This is a genomic window from Dickeya sp. ws52 (assembly GCF_007210685.1).
Classification (GTDB): Bacteria; Pseudomonadota; Gammaproteobacteria; order Enterobacterales; family Enterobacteriaceae; genus Dickeya; species Dickeya chrysanthemi.
This window is the reverse complement of sequence record NZ_SZVX01000003.1, coordinates 130,043-149,723: the sequence shown is the minus strand read 5'-3', so window position 1 is coordinate 149,723 and position 19,681 is coordinate 130,043. Positions and strand designations below refer to the sequence as shown.

15 protein-coding genes are annotated in these 19,681 nt (G+C 53.0%); 14 read left to right on the top strand and 1 reads right to left on the bottom strand.

Annotated elements, in window-relative coordinates; genetic code table 11:
* Positions 1 to 13 precede the first annotated feature (13 nt).
* Positions 14 to 1,228, bottom strand: coding sequence for a pyridoxal phosphate-dependent aminotransferase (locus FDP13_RS04145; protein WP_012769130.1), 1,215 nt, complete (start codon positions 1,226 to 1,228; stop codon positions 14 to 16).
* A 1,338-nt stretch (positions 1,229 to 2,566) separates the two neighbouring features.
* Between FDP13_RS04145 and lrhA the strand changes: the two genes are divergently transcribed.
* The 14 genes from lrhA to nuoN all read left to right on the top strand — a co-directional run bounded on the left by lrhA (position 2,567) and on the right by nuoN (position 19,253).
* Entirely contained in the window at positions 2,567 to 3,496 is a 930-nt protein-coding gene (lrhA, locus tag FDP13_RS04140; RefSeq protein ID WP_012769132.1) for a transcriptional regulator LrhA, read from the top strand.
* Positions 3,497 to 4,145: 649 nt separating this feature from the next.
* Positions 4,146 to 4,589, top strand: a complete 444-nt coding sequence (locus FDP13_RS04135; RefSeq protein WP_012769133.1) for an NADH-quinone oxidoreductase subunit A — start codon at positions 4,146 to 4,148, stop codon at positions 4,587 to 4,589.
* An 18-nt stretch (positions 4,590 to 4,607) separates the two neighbouring features.
* Complete coding sequence (locus FDP13_RS04130) at positions 4,608 to 5,282, top strand: NADH-quinone oxidoreductase subunit B family protein (RefSeq protein WP_012769134.1); 675 nt, start codon at positions 4,608 to 4,610, stop codon at positions 5,280 to 5,282.
* Between the two features lie 117 nt (positions 5,283 to 5,399).
* Positions 5,400 to 7,199 carry an NADH-quinone oxidoreductase subunit C/D gene (gene nuoC / locus FDP13_RS04125; protein ID WP_012769135.1) on the top strand — a complete coding sequence of 600 codons (1,800 nt, stop codon included), beginning with the start codon at positions 5,400 to 5,402 and terminating at the stop codon, positions 7,197 to 7,199.
* Positions 7,200 to 7,201: 2 nt separating this feature from the next.
* Complete coding sequence (gene nuoE / locus FDP13_RS04120) at positions 7,202 to 7,732, top strand: NADH-quinone oxidoreductase subunit NuoE (protein WP_033576343.1); 531 nt, start codon at positions 7,202 to 7,204, stop codon at positions 7,730 to 7,732.
* A complete protein-coding gene (gene nuoF, locus FDP13_RS04115; protein ID WP_012769137.1) occupies positions 7,729 to 9,078 on the top strand; it encodes an NADH-quinone oxidoreductase subunit NuoF in 1,350 nt (449 codons plus the stop codon). Before nuoE ends, nuoF begins: the two co-directional genes overlap by 4 nt.
* A gap of 114 nt (positions 9,079 to 9,192) precedes the next feature.
* The gene (nuoG, locus tag FDP13_RS04110) at positions 9,193 to 11,919 is read left to right on the top strand and encodes an NADH-quinone oxidoreductase subunit NuoG (protein ID WP_012769138.1); all 2,727 of its coding nucleotides are present in this window, start codon (positions 9,193 to 9,195) and stop codon (positions 11,917 to 11,919) included.
* A complete protein-coding gene (gene nuoH / locus FDP13_RS04105) occupies positions 11,916 to 12,890 on the top strand; it encodes an NADH-quinone oxidoreductase subunit NuoH (RefSeq protein WP_012769139.1) in 975 nt (324 codons plus the stop codon). The genes nuoG and nuoH overlap by 4 nt, the downstream gene beginning before the upstream one ends.
* 16 nt (positions 12,891 to 12,906) lie before the next feature.
* Entirely contained in the window at positions 12,907 to 13,449 is a 543-nt protein-coding gene (gene nuoI, locus FDP13_RS04100; RefSeq protein WP_012769140.1) for an NADH-quinone oxidoreductase subunit NuoI, read from the top strand.
* A gap of 10 nt (positions 13,450 to 13,459) precedes the next feature.
* Complete coding sequence (gene nuoJ / locus FDP13_RS04095) at positions 13,460 to 14,011, top strand: NADH-quinone oxidoreductase subunit J (protein WP_012769141.1); 552 nt, start codon at positions 13,460 to 13,462, stop codon at positions 14,009 to 14,011.
* A complete protein-coding gene (gene nuoK, locus FDP13_RS04090; RefSeq protein WP_012769142.1) occupies positions 14,008 to 14,310 on the top strand; it encodes an NADH-quinone oxidoreductase subunit NuoK in 303 nt (100 codons plus the stop codon). The genes nuoJ and nuoK overlap by 4 nt, the downstream gene beginning before the upstream one ends.
* Positions 14,307 to 16,157, top strand: a complete 1,851-nt coding sequence (gene nuoL, locus FDP13_RS04085; RefSeq protein ID WP_143838753.1) for an NADH-quinone oxidoreductase subunit L — start codon at positions 14,307 to 14,309, stop codon at positions 16,155 to 16,157. The genes nuoK and nuoL overlap by 4 nt, the downstream gene beginning before the upstream one ends.
* 96 nt (positions 16,158 to 16,253) lie before the next feature.
* On the top strand, positions 16,254 to 17,789 hold the full coding sequence (nuoM, locus tag FDP13_RS04080) for an NADH-quinone oxidoreductase subunit M (protein WP_033576386.1): 1,536 nt from the start codon (positions 16,254 to 16,256) through the stop codon (positions 17,787 to 17,789).
* A gap of 6 nt (positions 17,790 to 17,795) precedes the next feature.
* Positions 17,796 to 19,253: an NADH-quinone oxidoreductase subunit NuoN gene (gene nuoN, locus FDP13_RS04075; RefSeq protein WP_012769145.1), complete on the top strand. Its 1,458-nt coding sequence runs from the start codon at positions 17,796 to 17,798 to the stop codon at positions 19,251 to 19,253.
* The last annotated feature ends 428 nt before the right edge of the window (positions 19,254 to 19,681 follow it).

Genomic DNA, 19,681 nt, shown 5'->3' with positions numbered 1-19,681 from the left:
GGACGTTGTTCATTTACTGGTGATAACCTTCCAGAAAACGACCGAATTTGTTGATGGCCATTTCCAGTTCGTCAACCCGCGGCAAGGTCACGATACGCAGATGGTCCGGCTCCGGCCAGTTGAATGCGGTGCCTTGTACCAACAGCACTTTTTCCTGCAACAGCAGGTCTAGCACCAGTTTTTGGTCGTCATGAATATTGAATCGCTTAGCATCAATACGAGGAAACATGTACAGCGCGCCACTCGGTTTGACGCAAGAGACGCCTGGAATCTGATTGATCAGTTCCCAAGCTCGATTGCGCTGTTCATACAGACGACCGCCCGGATGAATGAACTCGCTAATGCTTTGGTAACCGCCCAGAGCTGTCTGTATGGCATGTTGCATCGGTACGTTGGCGCACAAACGCATCGACGCCAGCATTTCCAGCCCTTCAATGTAACCGCGGGCGTGTTTTTTCGGCCCGTTCAACACCATCCATCCTTGACGGAACCCGGCTACGCGGTAAGTCTTGGACAGGCCGTTAAAGGTGACGGTCAGCAAATCCGGAGCCAGTGCGGCAATGGAATGATGCTGTGCGTCGTCATAAAGAATCTTGTCGTAAATCTCGTCGGCAAAAATAATTAAGCTATGCTGACGGGCAATTTCAACCACTTCCAGCAGCAGTTCTTTGCTGTATACCGCCCCGGTAGGATTGTTCGGGTTGATAATGACGATCCCGCGGGTTCGAGGGGTGATTTTGCTGCGGATGTCGTCTAAATCCGGGAACCAACCTGATTCTTCATCACAACGGTAGTGCACGGCATGTCCGTTGGAAAGTGAGACGGCGGCAGTCCACAAAGGGTAGTCCGGTGCGGGCACCAGCATTTCGTCGCCAGTATTGAGCAACGCCTGCATTGATTGAACGATCAGCTCGGATACACCGTTACCGATGTAAACGTCTTCCAGCGTGATGTCGCGCATATCGCGAGCCTGGTAGTGCTGTACGATGGCTTTACGGGCGGAATAAAGCCCTTTAGAGTCACAGTAGCCTTGTGCCGTCGGCAAGTTGCGAATCACATCCACCAGGATTTCATCCGGCGCTTCAAACCCAAAAGGTGCCGGGTTGCCGATGTTCAGCTTGAGTACTTTATTGCCTTCTTCTTCCAGTCGTTTTGCTTCTTTTAGTACTGGTCCGCGAATATCGTAACAAACGTTTTCCAGTTTTTTCGATTTTTCTATTGGTAACATGTAACAAACCTTTTACAGGATCCTGTTCCTGATGAGTAATCGCCTAACCCGACTAATGTACTCTTCCCGGCGTGTGTTTTGAAGAATCATTACAATGGCTGTGACGCGGCTTCCAGGATAATGGTTACCAGCGAAACAGCGATAAATGGCACGCATTGTTAACGGAATGTTCTGAAAATGTGCGTCGATTTTTGTTTTTCGTCTTAACTGGATGCAAGTGGTTATAAAAAAGCCATCTGATATCGGTCAATTATTCAGCCTGACTCGCATTTTTTAATGAGGCATTAATCATCTTCACGTGGCATGGAAGGAATAATCTCAGATGCAATTGGCGTATTTTTTATACCTGATTTAAACGCTGAAACCGGTATCATGAAATGATAGCGTGTGCCGTGGTTATAAAAACCATTTTCTAAATACGGTAATGTTTGAAGAACACGCTGATGTTTCTCGCATCGAAAATCGCCTGACACTCTCTTACCAATGATAAAATAAAAGAGAGGCAACTCGCTGATAATAAAAAGTGGAGTTATTAAATCGAATAGCGTAAATGGCCGGAAGGGAATAAATGAAACCAGTATATCTTATTGCCGATAAGACAAAATTTTTACTGTGGGGGCCTTCTACGTGTAACTTCATAAACGTTTATGTTACATGGCGTGTCTTTGCATTATTTTTGTTTTTTTTACAAAAAAACAAAAATCTTTACATAAAAAATGGGTCATCAGTTAATAGTAACTCGCTGTATTAAAGGTATTTATGCGTGGTGAAGGCCGATTTTTTTACCTGTGCACCCCACGTGAGGTGATTCTGTCGGATAGGTTGGATTCATCAAGTCAATTGATGATTTTTGTTACTTTATTAAAACAAGGTTTCAATTTGAATAATGTATGTTGAGGCTGTGCCGATGTTTTGCATGTAATGTCTTTTTCAAGCAAACGGAGAATCAATGATGCACAAAGTATGCGTCAAAAGTGAAAAGTAAGAGATGTCGTATATTTCTATGAAGACGTTTTTAAAGTAAAAACAATCAAAATCTTATATCTCGCGATTGTAAATTGTGGCTAAGTGAGACGGCTGGTGTTTTTTGAGTTTTTATTTTATTATCTAAAATAAATAAAAAGGTTGTTTTTGAGAGTTTGATTACGTAATAAGATGCTTGAATAAGGAGGTTGGGGGAGAGAGACGATTCGAAGAAAGGAATATTCACAACCTTTTGTCGAAACCGTTCGTCTGCGATACTGTCCGTCTTTTATTGTGCATCCGGTACTTGCCGGGGCATCGACATCAACACCAGGTATGTTTGTTAAAAATTAAAATAGATAAGTGAAGAACCGTATGACAAATACAAGTCGCCCTGTCCTCAACCTTGATCTTGATCTGTTGAGAACGTTCGTCGCTGTTGCAGATTTGAATACGTTTGCGGCAGCTGCTGTTGCTGTGTGTCGAACGCAGTCGGCAGTAAGTCAGCAGATGCAGCGTCTGGAACAGCTGATCGGTAAGGAGCTGTTTGCCCGTCATGGGCGAAATAAGCTGCTAACCGAGCATGGCATCCAGTTTCTTGGGTATGCCAGAAAAATTCTGCAGTTCAATGATGAGGCTTGCGCCTCACTGATGTATAGCGATATTCAGGGAACACTGACCATCGGCGCATCGGATGACACGGCGGATACCATTCTGCCTTTCATCCTGCAACGTGTGACTACGGTGTTTCCAAAGCTGTCGATTGCGGTCAGTATTAAACGCAGCGCAGAAATGGCGGATATGCTGCAACAGGGGAAAATTGATCTGGTCATTACTACGTCCAATGCCGAGGATTTACCCCATGTGTTGCTGCGTACATCACCGACGTTGTGGTATTGCGCGGCCGATTATCAGTATCAACCGGGTGAAACCGTTTCATTGGTTGTACTGGATGAGCCGAGTCCGTTCCGCACGCTGGCGCTTGAGCAACTGACGGCTGCCGGTATTCCATGGAAGATTTCTTATGTCGCCTCTACCCTGTCCGCCGTGCGTGCAGCGGTAAAAGCCGGTCTGGGGGTTACGGTACGCTCGGTAGAGATGATGAGCCCTGAGCTGCGTGTGCTGGGTGAAGAGGAAGGATTGCCGAGACTACCTGATACTCGTTACTACCTGTGCAAGAACCCGGATCATGACAACGATCTGACTAATGCCATTTTCAGTGCTATCGAGTCTGGCACGCGTTCTCATCTGCTGCCGGTTAGCTCGGCGGCGGAAAGCGAGATGCGGGACCCTCCTACCGACTAATTCATTAACAGATATTATCTGACTCTTGGCGTAGCTGGGCGATAAGCCACGCTACGCTTTGTTTATTCATCTCTCGTTTTTGACTACGGTTGCGTTGAACATCGTAGCCTATCCTCGCCGTCTTCTGGCTACCCACTATGGTTTACCTCATCAGACGTGTTCCCTTATTATTAAAACTGCATTTCTTTTTTTTTAAATCTATGTTGATTGAATGAAAAGGTTAATGGATGAACAACCAACATGCTTTTTTTACTAACATAAATGAAAAAAGTGTGCCCTGGATCAAAAAATACCCCTATTAACACTATGGGGGAACAGGAATTCTTGCCGAAAATGATATAGTCACCCTGCCTATAAGGGCTTTCTGCAGGAGGAATCGTTAACGTGGGGCGATTAACTGACTCGATTTAGTTACCGCATTACACACAAAATGTTAACGAAACCACGTGCATGTAAAGTAATGTGCTGTTATTTTTAGTGGCGTTGAAAATAAGGTTACATAACAGGGAATCAGACCGCATTAAACAGCTGCTTAACCTTATAAGTTGTGGCGTTTTTGTGGCGAAAAATCCTTCCTTTTAATCGATGTGGCGACAAACTGCCGAGCAAAGAGCAGGTGTCCGGTCACTTTTGATGAGTAAGCAAGAGTATGTCAACAACTACTGAAGTCCTCGCCCATCACTGGGCTTTTGCGCTATTCGTTATCGTTGCTGTAGGTCTCTGCGGCTTTATGTTGCTCGGCGGTTTCCTTTTAGGGGGAAGAGCCCGGGCGCGACACAAAAACATTCCTTATGAATCAGGTATCGATTCCGTCGGCTCCGCACGGTTGCGTCTCTCCGCCAAGTTTTACCTGGTTGCTATGTTTTTCGTTATTTTCGACGTTGAAGCCCTCTACCTTTATGCCTGGTCTGTTTCTATCCGGGAGAGTGGGTGGATAGGCTTCGTCGAGGCTACAATTTTCATTTTGGTGCTGTTGGCTGGCTTGGTCTATCTGGTACGTATCGGCGCGTTGGACTGGACGCCTGTGCGTTCCAAAAGACAAGTCGTGAAATCCAATGTCGTGACTCAGACCACCAACACTCATCAGCAGTAATAGCGAGGCAATTAGAAGATGGATTATACGCTCACCCGCATTGACCCGGACGGTGAGAACGACCGTTACCCCCTCCAGAAGCAAGAGATTGTCGGCGATCCGCTTGAGCAGCATGTCAATCGCAGCGTTTTCATGGGCAATCTCGAACAGTCGCTGCACAGCATGGTCAACTGGGGGCGCAGCAATTCCCTGTGGCCTTATAACTTCGGTCTTTCCTGCTGTTATGTGGAAATGGCGACGTCATTTACGTCGGTGCACGACGTTGCGCGCTTTGGTTCCGAAGTTATTCGCGCTTCACCGCGTCAGGCGGATTTTATGGTCGTGGCCGGTACGCCGTTTTTAAAAATGGCGCCGGTCATTCAGCGTTTATATGACCAGATGCTGGCACCTAAATGGGTTATTTCCATGGGAGCCTGTGCGAATTCCGGCGGTATGTACGATATTTATTCCGTAGTGCAGGGTGTGGATAAATTCCTGCCGGTTGATGTTTACATCCCGGGATGTCCGCCGCGTCCGGAAGCCTACATGCAGGCGTTGTTGCTGCTGAAAGAGTCTATTGGTAAGGAACGCCGCCCTCTGTCATGGGTGGTAGGCGATCAGGGGGTTTACCGCGCCAACATGCAATCCGAGCGTGAACGTAAACGAGGCGAACGTATTGCGGTAACCAATCTACGTTCTCCTGATGAGATTTGACCCCCTGTGAGTGAGGACTGTAGTGGCTACGTAAGATCACGATAAATTCATATCACGATAAACGTGTGTAGCCATCATCAGTCACAGAAATAGCACATTTACTGTGGTGACATATTTATGACAGATTTAACGACGCACGATGTCGCTCTGCCTGCATGGCAAACCCGCGATCACCTGGATGATCCGGTCGTCGGCGAGCTGTGTAACCGGTTTGGACCAGACGCCTTTACCGTTCAGGCCACGCGCACCGGCTTGCCGGTGGTGTGGGTTAAACGCGAGCAACTGCTGGATGTAGTGGTTTTTCTGAAGAAGCAACCGAAGCCCTATGTGATGCTGCTTGACCTGCATGGTGTGGACGAACGTCTGCGAACTCATCGCCAGGGCTTGCCGGACGCCGATTTTACCGTTTTCTATCACCTGATTTCGATTGAGCGCAACCGCGATATCATGTTGAAGGTGGCATTATCGGAAAACGATCTCACTATGCCGACCCTGACCAAACTGTTCCCCAACGCCAACTGGTACGAGCGTGAAGTGTGGGATATGTTTGGCATCACGTTCAAAGGCCACCCGCATCTGACGCGCATCATGATGCCGCAGACCTGGCAAGGGCACCCGCTGCGTAAGGATTTCCCTGCGCGCGCTACCGAATTCGATCCTTTCGTGCTGACCAAACAGCGTGAAGATATGGAGATGGAATCCCTGACCTTCAAACCGGAAGAGTGGGGGATGAAGCGCGGTACCAATAACGAAGACTTCATGTTCCTGAACCTGGGGCCGAACCACCCGTCAGCCCATGGTGCCTTCCGTATCATTCTGCAACTCGACGGTGAAGAGATAGTCGACTGTATTCCTGATATCGGCTATCACCACCGCGGCGCGGAAAAAATGGGGGAACGCCAGTCCTGGCACAGCTATATCCCTTATACCGACCGTATCGAATACCTCGGCGGTTGCGTAAATGAAATGCCTTATGTGCTGGCGGTGGAAAAACTGGCGGGTATCGAGGTGCCGGAGCGCGTGAAGGTGATTCGCGTCATGCTGTCCGAGCTGTTCCGTATCAACAGTCACCTGCTGTACATCAGTACCTTTATTCAGGACGTCGGCGCAATGACGCCGGTGTTCTTCGCGTTTACCGATCGCCAGAAAATCTACGATCTGGTGGAGGCCATCACCGGTTACCGTATGCACCCGGCCTGGTTCCGTATTGGTGGTGTAGCGCACGACCTGCCGCGTGGATGGGAACGTTTACTGCGTGAATTCCTCGACTGGATGCCGGCTCGTTTGGATACCTACATCAAAGCGGCGCTGCAAAACAGCATCCTGAAAGGGCGTTCGCAAGGTGTCGCCGCCTACAACGCCAAAGAAGCGCTGGAGTGGGGTGTGACCGGAGCCGGCTTGCGTGCTACCGGCATCGACTTCGACGTGCGTAAAGCGCGGCCTTACTCAGGGTATGAAAACTTCGATTTTGAGGTGCCGGTAGGTGATGGCATCAGCGACTGTTACAGCCGGGTAATGTTGAAAGTGGAAGAGCTGCGCCAGAGCTTGCGTATTCTGGAGCAGTGCCTGAAGAATATGCCGGAAGGTCCTTTCAAGGCCGATCATCCATTGACTACGCCGCCGCCGAAAGAGCGCACGCTGCAACATATTGAAACGCTGATCAACCACTTCCTGCAGGTTTCCTGGGGGCCGGTGATGCCGGCTAACGAATCATTCCAGATGATCGAAGCCACCAAGGGAATTAACAGTTATTACCTGACCAGCGACGGCAGCACCATGAGTTATCGAACCCGTATCCGTACGCCAAGTTTTGCGCACTTACAGCAAATTCCGGCGGTGATTCGTGGCTGTCTGGTATCCGACTTGATCGTGTACCTCGGTAGTATTGATTTTGTCATGTCAGATGTGGACCGCTAATTATGCACGAACATAACAACACTCAGGATCCTATCGATGCTCCGGCGCAGGCCGCCAGCGATGTTTTTGTGTTAAGTGACACAGAGCGCGACGCTATCGAGCATGAAAAACACCACTATGAAGATGCGCGCGCCGCATCGATTGAAGCGCTGAAAATTGTTCAGAAACAGCGCGGTTGGGTGCCGGATGGTGCGATTGACGCCATTGCCGAGATTCTCGGTATTCCAGCCAGCGACGTCGAAGGCGTAGCGACGTTTTATAGCCAGATTTACCGTCAGCCGGTTGGTCGGCATGTGATCCGCTACTGCGACAGCGTGGTGTGCCATATCACCGGTTATCAGGGTATTCAGGCTGCGCTGGAGAAAAAACTGAATATCAAGCCTGGTCAGACAACATTTGACGGTCGCTTTACGTTATTGCCGACTTGCTGCCTGGGGAACTGCGACAAGGGGCCGACCATGATGATCGACGAGGATACCCACAGTCAGTTGAAGCCTGATGATATCGATTCATTACTGGAGCAGTATCAATGAGTAAAAACATTGTTCTGACGGCTGAGCAGCATCCTTTAACCTGGCGCCTGCGTGCGGATAAACAGCCGGTGTGGCTGGAAGAATACCGTAGTAAGAATGGTTATGCCGGTGCGAAAAAAGCACTGACCGGTATGGCGCAGGATGAAGTGGTGACTCTGGTTAAAGATGCCGGTTTGCGTGGTCGCGGCGGCGCAGGTTTCTCCACGGGTCTCAAGTGGAGCCTGATGCCGAAAGACGAAAGCATGAACATCCGCTATCTGCTGTGTAACGCGGATGAGATGGAACCAGGCACTTACAAAGACCGACTGTTGATGGAGCAGATGCCGCATCTGCTGGTGGAAGGCATGTTGATCGGCGCTTATGCGCTGAAAGCCTATCGCGGTTATATCTTCCTGCGCGGCGAATACGTTGAAGCCGCGGCTAATTTGCGTCGTGCTATCGCTGAAGCGACAGAAGCGGGCCTGCTCGGCAAAAATATCATGGGCACCGGCTTTGATTTCGAGCTGTTTGTCCATACCGGTGCCGGTCGTTACATTTGCGGTGAAGAAACGGCACTGATCAACTCACTGGAAGGTCGTCGCGCCAACCCGCGTTCTAAACCACCGTTCCCGGCTTCTGCCGGTGCGTGGGGTAAACCCACCTGCGTTAACAACGTAGAAACGCTGTGCAACGTACCTGCCATTATCGAGCATGGCGTGGAGTGGTATCAGGGGTTGTCGGCTGGCAAGAGTAAAGATGCCGGCACCAAACTGATGGGCTTCTCTGGCCGCGTGAAGAATCCGGGGTTGTGGGAATTGCCGTTTGGGACCACTGCCCGTGAAATTCTGGAAGATTATGCCGGCGGTATGCGCGATGGTCTGACCCTGAAAGCCTGGCAGCCCGGTGGCGCCGGTACCGATTTCCTGACCGATGCACATCTTGATTTGCCGATGGATTTCGAAAATATCGGCAAGGCCGGTAGCCGTCTTGGAACGGCGTTGGCGATGGCGGTCGACAACGAAATCAACATGGTATCGCTGACGCGCAATCTGGAAGAGTTTTTCGCTCGCGAGTCCTGCGGCTGGTGTACGCCGTGCCGTGATGGCTTGCCGTGGAGTGTTAAAATTCTACGAGCGCTGGAACGTGGGGAAGGGCAACCGGGCGACATTGAAACGCTGGAGCAACTGTGTCGATTCCTGGGGCCGGGCAACACATTCTGTGCCCATGCGCCGGGAGCCGTTGAACCGTTGCAAAGCGCCATTAAATATTTTCGCGATGAATTCGAGGCGGGTATCGCCAGACAGGTCGTCAGTAACGCCAAACCGATTGGCGGTATTCAACCCAACCTGTTGAAACAGCGCTGGTAATCGCACCGTCTGGTGTGTTGAGCATCACGCCGGGCGTAAAGGTCGATTCATCCCGCAGACAGAATTTTTGATTAGTGCCCGCCTGAGGCGGGCTGTTATGGAAGCATGCTGACTATGGCAACGATTCATGTAGACGGCAAAGAATATGAAGTGGACGGCTCGGACAACCTGCTGCAGGCTTGTCTGTCTCTGGGACTTGATATTCCTTACTTTTGCTGGCATCCGGCGCTGGGGAGCGTCGGTGCTTGCCGCCTGTGTGCGGTCAAGCAGTATCAGAACGCGGAGGATACCCGTGGTCGTCTGGTAATGTCCTGTATGACGCCGGCGTCGGATGGCACCTTTATCGCCATTGACGATGACGAGGCAAAGCAGTTCCGCAAGACGATTGTGGAATTTCTGATGACCAACCACCCGCACGACTGTCCGGTGTGTGAAGAGGGCGGGAACTGTCATCTGCAGGATATGACTGTGATGACGGGCCACAACTTCCGTCGTTACCGTTTTACCAAGCGTACGCATCACAATCAGAACCTCGGTCCGTTCATTTCTCATGAGATGAACCGTTGTATCGCTTGTTACCGCTGCGTGCGGTACTACAAAGATTACGCCGATGGTAAAGACCTGGGTGTTTACGGTGCGCACGACAACGTCTATTTCGGTCGCCCGGAAGACGGGGTGCTGGAAAGTGAATTTTCCGGCAACCTGGTGGAAGTGTGTCCGACCGGGGTCTTCACCGACAAAACCCATTCCGAGCGTTATAACCGTAAATGGGATATGCAGTTCGCGCCGAGCATTTGTCAGCAGTGCAGCGTGGGTTGCAACACCAGCCCGGGTGAGCGCTACGGCGAGTTGCGTCGTATCGAAAACCGCTATAACGGCAGTGTGAACCACTATTTCCTGTGCGATCGCGGTCGTTTCGGTTATGGCTACGTCAACCTGAAAGACCGTCCTCGTCAGCCGTTGCAACGTCGCGGCGATGACTGGATTGCCCTGAACGCCGAGCAGGCATTGCAAGGCGCGGCCGATGTGTTGCGTCAGGCTAAGCGCTTGATCGGTATCGGTTCGCCGCGCGCCAGCGTAGAAAGCAACTTTGCGTTGCGTGAGCTGGTCGGCGCCGACAACTTCTATACCGGTGTTTCGCAGGCGGAGCAAAATCGTCTGCAACTGATGCTGAAAGTGTTGAAAGAAAGCGGTGTGCGAACTCCGTCTCTGCGTGAGATCGAAAGCTACGATGCCGTGCTGGTGTTGGGTGAAGATCTGACCCAGACCGGGGCGCGTATTGCGCTCGCGGTGCGTCAGGCGGTGAAAGGCAAGGCTCGCGAAATGGCGGCGGCCCAGAAAGTCGCCGACTGGCAGATCGCGGCGATCCTGAATATCGGTCAACATGCCAAGCACCCGCTATTTGTCACCAACGTCGATAGCACTCGTCTGGATGATATCGCTGCTTGGAGCTACCGTGCACCGGTAGCGGAACAAGCCCGGCTTGGCTTCGCGATTGCCCATGCGCTCGACGATGCCGCGCCGGCAGTCAACGATTTGTCGGCCGACCTTAGCCAGAAAGTGGACGTGATTGTTCAGGCGCTGGCAGGTGCTCGCAAGCCATTGATTATCTCCGGCACCAACGCGGGCAGCGACGATGTGATCGCCGCCGCCGCCAACGTTGCCAAAGCGCTCAAAGGCCGCGGTGCCGATGTCGGCATGACTTTCGTCGCCGCTTCGGCCAACAGCATGGGTGTCGCCATGATGGGCGGCGGCTCGCTGGATGAGGCATTGTCGCAGTTGGAAACCGGCGAAGCCGATAGCGTGGTCGTACTGGAAAACGATCTGTATCGTCATGCGCCGGCGGCGCGTGTAGATGCCGCGCTGGCAAAAGCCGCTAACCTGATCGTGCTGGATCATCAGCGTACGGCGATCATGGATAAAGCCAGTTTGGTGTTGTCCTCCGCCAGTTTTGCCGAAAGCGACGGTACGCTCATTAACCAGGAAGGCCGTGCTCAGCGCTTCTTCCAGGTTTACGATCCGACTTACTACGACGCTAAGGTCGTCATGTTGGAAAGCTGGCGCTGGCTGCATTCTCTGTACATCACCTATAACAGCCGTCAGGTAGATTGGACGCAACTGGACCATGTGATTGACGCCTGTGTTAACGCGTTGCCGCAATTGGCTGCTATCAAGGATGCTGCGCCGGATGCCTCGTTCCGAGTGAAAGGGCAGAAGCTGGCGCGTGAACCGCATCGTTACAGCGGCCGTACCGCCATGCGCGCCAATATCAGCGTGCACGAACCGCGTCAGCCGCAGGACCGCGACACCATGTTCACCTTCTCTATGGAAGGCAACAACAGCCCACTGGCTGATCGTCAGCAGGTGCCGTTTGCCTGGGCGCCGGGCTGGAACTCGCCGCAAGCGTGGAACAAATTCCAGGATGAAGTGGGCGGACATTTGCGCCACGGCGATCCGGGCGTACGGATGATCGAAGCCGGCGAAGGTTCGCTGCCGTACTTCAGCCAGATCCCCGCACCGTTTGCTCCGCAGCAAGGGCAGTGGCAGGTTGCGCCTTACTACAACCTGTTCGGTAGCGATGAAATGTCGCAGCGCTCTGCTGTTATCCAGCAGCGTATGCCGCAGGCTTGTGCGGTAGTGAATCAGACTGATGCCGCATTGTTGGGTGTTAATGCCGGCGCGTTGCTGGACATCACCTGTGGTGGTCAGACTCTGCGCTTGCCGGTACGGTTGAGCGCCGAACTGCATCAGGGCCAGATTGGTTTGCCGCTGGGCTTCCCGGGCGTTGCTCCGGTGTTGGCGGGTGCGACCGTTGAAATGCTGCGGGAGGCTGCACAATGAGTTGGTTGACTCCGGAAGTACTGGATATTCTGGCTACCGTCGGCAAAGCCGTCGTGATTCTGCTGGTCGTGGTAAGTTGCGGCGCGTTGATGAGTATGGGGGAGCGCCGCTTGCTGGCGCTGTTCCAGGGGCGCTACGGGCCTAACCGCGTAGGCTGGGGCGGCTCGCTGCAACTGGTGTCGGACATGCTCAAGATGTTCTTTAAGGAGGACTGGACGCCGCCGTTTGCCGATAAAGTGATCTTTATATTGGCGCCGGTGATCGCGTTTACGTCGCTGCTGTTATCGTTTGCGATCGTCCCGGTCAGCCCGACCTGGCAGGTCGCCAACCTGAACATCGGGGTGCTGTTCTTCCTGATGATGGCGGGTTTGGCGGTTTATGCCGTGTTGTTCGCCGGCTGGTCCAGTAACAACAAATACTCGCTGCTGGGGGCGGTGCGTGCCTCTGCGCAGACGCTGAGCTATGAAGTGTTCCTCGGGTTGTCGCTGATGGGCGTGGTGGCTCAGGCCGGTTCGTTCAATATGGCCGATATCGTTAACGCGCAGTCCACCGTATGGAACGTTATCCCGCAGTTCTTTGGCTTCGTTACCTTTGCGATCGCGGGTGTGGCGGTGTGTCACCGTCATCCTTTCGACCAGCCTGAAGCTGAACAGGAGCTGGCGGACGGCTACCATATTGAATATGCCGGTATGAAATTTGGCCTGTTCTTTGTGGGTGAATACATCGGTATCGTGACGGTTTCTGCACTTATCGTAACGTTGTTCTTCGGTGGCTGGCAGGGTCCTTTCCTACCGCCGTTCGTCTGGTTTGCGTTGAAAACAGCGTTTTTCATGATGATGTTCATCCTGATTCGTGCTTCGCTGCCACGTCCGCGTTATGACCAGGTGATGGCCTTCGGCTGGCGAGTGTGCCTGCCGCTGACGCTGCTGAACCTGCTGGCAACCGCCGCGGTCATTCTGTACAACGCTTGATAGGGGTGAATAAACCATGACACTGAAAGAACTTTTGATTGGTTTCGGCACCCAGGTACGCAGTATCTGTATGGTGGGTTCCAACGCGTTTAAGAAGCGTGAAACCAAAATGTATCCGGAAGAGCCGGTAAATCCACCGCCGCGTTTCCGTGGTCGTATCGTGCTGACCCGCGATCCGGACGGCCAGGAGCGCTGCGTAGCCTGCAACCTGTGCGCCGTGGCCTGCCCGGTAGGGTGTATCTCTCTGCAGAAGGCGGAAATGAAGGATGGCCGTTGGTATCCGGAGTTTTTCCGCATTAACTTCTCTCGCTGCATTTTTTGCGGCATGTGTGAGGAGGCCTGCCCGACGACGGCTATTCAGCTGACCCCCGATTTCGAAATGGGTGAGTTCAAACGTCAGGATCTGGTGTACGAAAAAGAAGATCTGCTGATCTCGGGGCCGGGTAAATATCCGGAATACAACTTCTACCGGATGGCCGGTATGGCTGTTGATGGGAAAGAGAAGGGCGAAGCCGAAAACGAAGCCAAACCCATTGACGTTAAAGGCCTGCTGCCCTAAGGAGCCAAGCATGGAATTCGCTTTTTATGCGACTGCGATTATTGCGGTACTGGCAACATTGCGTGTCATTACCCATACCAATCCAGTACATGCATTACTTTATCTGATTGTTTCGTTACTGGCGGTTGCCGGTGTGTTCTTCTCGCTGGGGGCGTATTTCGCCGGTGCGTTGGAGATAATTGTGTACGCCGGCGCCATCATGGTGTTGTTCGTCTTCGTGGTCATGATGCTGAACCTCGGCAATTCGGTCGATGAGCAGGAAAAGCTGTGGCTGAAGCCTACCGTATGGTTAGGGCCGGGCGTGCTTTCTCTGGTTCTGCTGGCAATTATCGTCAAAGGGATTATCAGCGTTACCGACCAGAATATCGCCGGTAATATGATTGATGCCAAAGCGGTGGGTATTAGCCTGTTCGGGCCGTATGTACTGGCGGTAGAACTGGCGTCGATGCTGTTGCTGGCTGGCTTGGTGGTGGCTTTCCATATTGGCCGTGAAGACAAGCGCGGAGAGCTGATTGCCAAAGATCAGGATGCCGATAAGAAAATAACGGAGGAACGCGCATGATTCCGCTACAACATGGTTTGCTGTTGGCGGCCATCCTCTTTGTGTTGGGGCTGACCGGACTCGTGATTCGCCGCAATCTGCTGTTTATGCTGATTTGTCTGGAAATCATGATTAACGCCGCGGCGCTGGCTTTTGTGGTCGCAGGAAGCTACTGGGGGCAACCGGATGGTCAGGTGATGTATATCCTGGCTATTACGCTGGCCGCAGCGGAAGCCAGTATTGGCCTGGCGTTGCTGCTTCAGCTGTATCGTCGCCGTCAGACCCTGAATATTGATACTGTCAGTGAGATGCGCGGATGAACTTACTCTATTTAACTATTCTGTTTCCGCTGATCGGATTCCTGTTACTGGCTTTCTCTCGCGGACGTTGGTCGGAAAATGTTTCCGCGACCGTCGGGGTCGGGTCTATCGGGCTGGCTGCGCTGGTGACCGGCGGCGTAATCGTGGACTTTCTCAGTCGGCAACAGCCTGGCGGCGTGACCTTCTTCAGCCAGCACCTGTGGAGCTGGATGACGGTCGGCAAGTTCGACATCGGCGTTACGCTGGCGTTGGATGGGTTGTCGCTGACCATGCTGTCGGTGGTGACCGGTGTTGGTTTCTTCATCCATCTGTTCGCTTCCTGGTACATGCGCGGTGAAGAAGGGTATTCACGCTTTTTCGCGTATACCAACCTGTTCATCGCCAGCATGGTGGTGCTGGTGCTGGCGGATAACCTGCTGCTGATGTACCTCGGCTGGGAAGGCGTGGGGCTGTGTAGTTACTTGCTGATTGGCTTCTACTACACCAACCCGAACAACGGCGCCGCAGCGATGAAAGCGTTCATCGTAACCCGCGTGGGCGACGTGTTCCTGGCGATTGCGCTGTTCATTCTGTACCGCGAACTGGGTACGCTGAACTTCCGCGAACTGCTGGTGCTGGCGCCGCAGCACCTGGCCGAAGGTTCCACGGCCATCACCTGGGCGACGCTGATGTTGCTGGGCGGCGCTGTGGGTAAATCGGCTCAGTTGCCGTTGCAGACCTGGCTGGCGGACGCGATGGCAGGTCCGACGCCGGTTTCCGCACTGATCCACGCCGCCACCATGGTGACGGCCGGCGTTTATCTGATCGCGCGTACTCACGGTCTGTTCCTGTTAGCACCGGATGTGCTGCAACTGGTCGCCAATGTCGGTGCCGTGACGTTGTTGCTGGCAGGGTTCGCTGCACTGGTTCAAACCGATATCAAACGTGTGCTGGCGTATTCCACGATGAGCCAGATAGGTTACATGTTCCTGGCGCTGGGAGTGCAGGCGTGGGATGCGGCCATCTTCCACCTGATGACCCATGCATTCTTCAAAGCACTGCTGTTCCTGTCGTCTGGTTCGGTGATTCTGGCCTGCCATCACGAGCAGAACATCTTCAAGATGGGTGGCCTGCGTAAGACCATTCCGCTGGTGTACGCCAGCTTCCTGGTAGGCGGATCGGCGTTGGCGGCGTTGCCGCTGGTCACGGCCGGTTTCTTCAGTAAGGACGAAATCCTGGCCGGCGCCTGGGCCAACGGCCACATTAATCTGGTCATTGCCGGTCTGGTGGGCGCGTTTATGACGTCGCTGTATACCTTCCGGATGATTTTTATCGTGTTCCATGGTGAAGCAAAAACCAAAGCCCATGCAGGTAAGGGACTATCCCATCACTTGCCGTTGCTGGTGCTGCTGGTGCTGTCCACCTTCGTCGGTGCTCAGATTGCGTTGCCGCTGCACGGCGTACTGCCCGCCACGACCGAGCTTGAGCACGGTCAGGTCACGACGCTGGAAATTGCCTCCGGTGTGGTGGCCATTGCCGGTATTCTGCTGGCGGCTGCATTGTGGCTGGGCAAACGTCAGTTGGTGACCAGTGTCGCCAACAGCGCGCCGGGCCGGTTCTTCTCGACATGGTGGTTCCATGCGTGGGGATTCGACTGGTTGTACGACAAGGTGTTTGTCAAACCGTATCTGGCCATTGCAACGTTGTTGCAGCGTGACCCGCTGAATGCGTTGATGAACATTCCAGCCATACTGACCCGTTGGGGTAACCGTGCGCTGATCGTCAGCGAAAACGGTCAAGTACGCTGGTATGCCGCTTCAATGGGTATTGGAGCGGTGGTGGTGCTGGCACTGCTATTGCTGGTGTAAACGATGCGGTAATGCAGAGGGGCGGGGCACTGGATGTTAAGTGGCCCCGCAGGCAGCAAGTTTTTCGTTTTCTTTAATTTAGGGACACAAAACGCCATGCTACTACCTTGGCTGATTCTTATCCCCTTCATCGGCGGCCTGCTGTGCTGGCAGCTCGAGCGTTTCGGCACGCGTGTGCCGCGCTGGGTCGCGCTGATCTCCATGGGGCTGACACTGGCGCTGTCATTGCAGTTGTGGCTGCAAGGCGGCTTTTCGCTGGCGACACCGACGGGCCTGCCGCAATGGCAGTCGGAGTTTATGCTTAGCTGGATACCGCGTTTCGGTATCTCCATTCATCTGGCGCTGGATGGTTTGTCATTACTGATGGTGGTGCTGACCGGCCTGCTGGGTGTGCTGGCGATCCTCTGTTCCTGGCGTGAGATTCAACGCTATCAGGGGTTCTTCCATCTCAACCTGCTGTGGATTCTCGGCGGTGTGATTGGCGTCTTCCTGGCCATCGACATGTTCCTGTTCTTCTTCTTCTGGGAAATGATGTTGGTGCCGATGTACTTCCTGATTGCGCTGTGGGGACACAAAGGCTCTGATGGTAAGACGCGTATCGCCGCTGCCACCAAATTCTTTATTTATACCCAGGCGAGCGGTCTGGTGATGCTGATTGCCATTCTGGCGTTGGTGTTCGTCCATCACAATGCTACCGGTGAATGGACCTTTGATTATTCCCGCCTGCTGAAAACCCCGATGTCTTACGGGCTGGAATATGCATTGATGCTGGGCTTCTTCATCGCTTTTGCGGTGAAAATGCCGGTGGTGCCGTTGCATGGCTGGTTGCCGGATGCACACAGTCAGGCGCCGACCGCCGGTTCGGTGGATTTGGCGGGGATCCTGCTGAAAACGGCGGCCTACGGTTTATTAAGATTCAGTTTGCCGCTGTTCCCGACCGCCTCTCACGATTTTGCGCCTATAGCCATGTGGCTGGGCATTATCGGTATTTTCTACGGCGCCTGGATGGCCTTCAAACAGACCGACATCAAGCGCCTTATCGCGTATACCTCGGTGTCTCACATGGGCTTTGTGATGATTGCCATCTACTCCGGCAGTCAACTGGCTTATCAGGGCGCGGTGATACAGATGATTGCTCATGGTCTGTCGGCGGCAGGTCTGTTCATTATCTGTGGTCAGATGTATGAACGCCTGCACACCCGCGATCTGCGCCAGATGGGTGGCTTGTGGGGCCGTATTCGTTATTTGCCGGCGTTGTCGCTGTTTTTCGCAGTAGCCACGTTGGGGATGCCGGGGACGGGTAACTTTGTCGGCGAATTCATGATCCTGTTCGGCAGTTACCCGGTGGTGCCGGTGATCACGGTGATTTCGACTTTCGGCCTGGTGTTTGCCTCCGTCTATTCGCTGGTGATGATGCAGCGTGCCTTCTACGGCGCCGCTAAGTCGGATGAGCCGCTGCAAGGTATGACGGCGCGTGAACTGTCACTCATTCTGCTGCTGGTGGTACTGCTGGTGCTGCTGGGTGTCTATCCGCAGCCGATTCTGGATACGTCCAGCGCGGCGATGGCTAATATCCAACACTGGTTTACGTCATCGGTTCAGAGTTCAACAATTTCAACGACAGGGCTGTAATTCGCCATGACAATAACTCCTCAACAACTGATCGCGATGTCGCCACTGTTAATCGTTGGATTGACGGTTGTGGTTGTGATGCTGTGCATTGCGTGGCGACGCAACCATTTTATCAACGCAACGCTGACGGTCATCGGCCTGAATATTGCGCTGTTATCACTCTATCTGGTCGGCCAGGTGGGGCCGACCGACGTTACCCCGCTAATCCGGGTTGACGGTTTCTCCATGTTCTATACCGGTCTGGTACTGGCGGCGAGCCTGGCGACCAGTACCTTTGCGTATCCGTGGCTGGAAGGTTATCCGGACAATAAGGATGAGTTCTACCTGTTGGTGCTGATTGCGGCGTTGGGCGGTATTCTGCTGGCGAGTGCCAATCATTTGGCCGCTTTCTTCATTGGCATCGAGCTGATTTCCCTGCCGCTGTTCGGCATGGTGGGATACGCCTTCCGTCAGAAGCGTTCGCTGGAAGCGGCTATCAAGTACATGCTGTTGTCTGCCGCTGCGTCTTCGTTCCTGCTGTTTGGTATGGCGCTGGTGTATGCCGATTCCGGAAGCCTGAGCTTCGCCAGTCTTGGCAAGAACCTGAGCGATCACCAGTTGCACGCGCCGTTGCTGCTGGCTGGTCTGGGCATGATGCTGGTTGGGCTGGGCTTCAAGCTGTCGTTGGTGCCGTTCCACTTGTGGACTCCTGATGTCTATCAGGGCGCGCCTGCACCGGTTTCCACCTTCCTGGCAACCGCCAGCAAAATTGCTATCTTCGGTGCGGTGATGCGTTTGTTCCTGTACGCCCCGTTGGTGGATAGCGAATCGGTTCGTACGACGTTGGGTATCATTGCTTTCGCGTCCATCCTGTTTGGCAACCTGATGGCGGTCGCGCAGAGCAACATCAAGCGTTTGCTGGGGTATTCATCCATTGCTCACCTGGGTTATTTGCTGGTAGCGCTGATTGCGGTGCAGACGCAGCAACTGGCGCTGGAGACCATCGGCGTGTATCTGGCCGGTTACCTGTTCAGCAGCCTGGGGGCGTTTGGCGTGGTCAGCCTGATGTCTAGCCCGTACCGTGGTCCGGATGCGGATTCACTGTTCTCTTACCGTGGTTTGTTCTGGCATAAGCCGATTCTTTCTGCGGTGATGACGGTGATGATGCTGTCATTGGCCGGTATTCCGATGACATTGGGTTTCTTCGGTAAGTTTTACGTGCTGGCAGTGGGTGTGAATGCGCAGCTGTGGTGGTTGAGTGCGGCGGTGGTAGTCGGTAGTGCTATCGGCCTGTACTACTATCTGCGGGTATTGGTAAGTCTGTACCTGAGTGCGCCGCAGACCCTGAACCGCGATACGCCGAACAACTGGGCATTGACCGCCGGCGGCGTGGTGGTGCTGATTTCGTCCGTGTTGGTATTGCTGCTGGGCCTCTATCCGCAACCGCTGATTTCACTGGTGCAACTGGCGCAGCCACTGATGTAATCCTTGTGAAGGTCATACTGAAAGCCGCGAACTATCGCGGCTTTTTTACTATTCCGGCTTGAACATTTTCATCCCCCGCGGTTCTGTTTCCAAATCTTGCTTCTATTCGTTAATTTCTCTGCTTTTTAATCGGTTATTGGTTGCCTCTTTTTCCGGAAAAATATCGATACAGTGTCCTGAGCAGGTTTAGGAAAATATCTGATTGTCCGCAGTGAACAGGTTATTTACTTTCCCCAAAAAGTTTCCAGTCAGAAAATAATGACAAAATCTTTTTTATTTACAGTTCTTCAATGGCAATTCGAAGGGTGAATTATATTTCTCATGTTATTCAATAATTTAATAAAATCATGAAATAGGTCAGGTCAAAGAGGATGGTGAAATGGCAACATGTGACAAGGTTAGATACAGAATGACATTCCGGGCTGTTT

What these genes read in the sequence shown, in the direction of transcription:
- FDP13_RS04145 (WP_012769130.1), bottom strand. Translation starts at nt 1,228, where the DNA reads ATGTTACCAATAGAAAAATCGAAAAAACTGGAAAACGTTTGTTACGAT.
- nuoH (WP_012769139.1), top strand. Translation starts at nt 11,916, where the DNA reads ATGAGTTGGTTGACTCCGGAAGTACTGGATATTCTGGCTACCGTCGGC.
- nuoI (WP_012769140.1), top strand. Translation starts at nt 12,907, where the DNA reads ATGACACTGAAAGAACTTTTGATTGGTTTCGGCACCCAGGTACGCAGT.
- lrhA (WP_012769132.1), top strand. Translation starts at nt 2,567, where the DNA reads ATGACAAATACAAGTCGCCCTGTCCTCAACCTTGATCTTGATCTGTTG.
- nuoE (WP_033576343.1), top strand. Translation starts at nt 7,202, where the DNA reads ATGCACGAACATAACAACACTCAGGATCCTATCGATGCTCCGGCGCAG.
- nuoN (WP_012769145.1), top strand. Translation starts at nt 17,796, where the DNA reads ATGACAATAACTCCTCAACAACTGATCGCGATGTCGCCACTGTTAATC.
- nuoC (WP_012769135.1), top strand. Translation starts at nt 5,400, where the DNA reads ATGACAGATTTAACGACGCACGATGTCGCTCTGCCTGCATGGCAAACC.
- nuoM (WP_033576386.1), top strand. Translation starts at nt 16,254, where the DNA reads ATGCTACTACCTTGGCTGATTCTTATCCCCTTCATCGGCGGCCTGCTG.
- FDP13_RS04135 (WP_012769133.1), top strand. Translation starts at nt 4,146, where the DNA reads ATGTCAACAACTACTGAAGTCCTCGCCCATCACTGGGCTTTTGCGCTA.
- nuoF (WP_012769137.1), top strand. Translation starts at nt 7,729, where the DNA reads ATGAGTAAAAACATTGTTCTGACGGCTGAGCAGCATCCTTTAACCTGG.
- nuoL (WP_143838753.1), top strand. Translation starts at nt 14,307, where the DNA reads ATGAACTTACTCTATTTAACTATTCTGTTTCCGCTGATCGGATTCCTG.
- FDP13_RS04130 (WP_012769134.1), top strand. Translation starts at nt 4,608, where the DNA reads ATGGATTATACGCTCACCCGCATTGACCCGGACGGTGAGAACGACCGT.
- nuoK (WP_012769142.1), top strand. Translation starts at nt 14,008, where the DNA reads ATGATTCCGCTACAACATGGTTTGCTGTTGGCGGCCATCCTCTTTGTG.
- nuoG (WP_012769138.1), top strand. Translation starts at nt 9,193, where the DNA reads ATGGCAACGATTCATGTAGACGGCAAAGAATATGAAGTGGACGGCTCG.
- nuoJ (WP_012769141.1), top strand. Translation starts at nt 13,460, where the DNA reads ATGGAATTCGCTTTTTATGCGACTGCGATTATTGCGGTACTGGCAACA.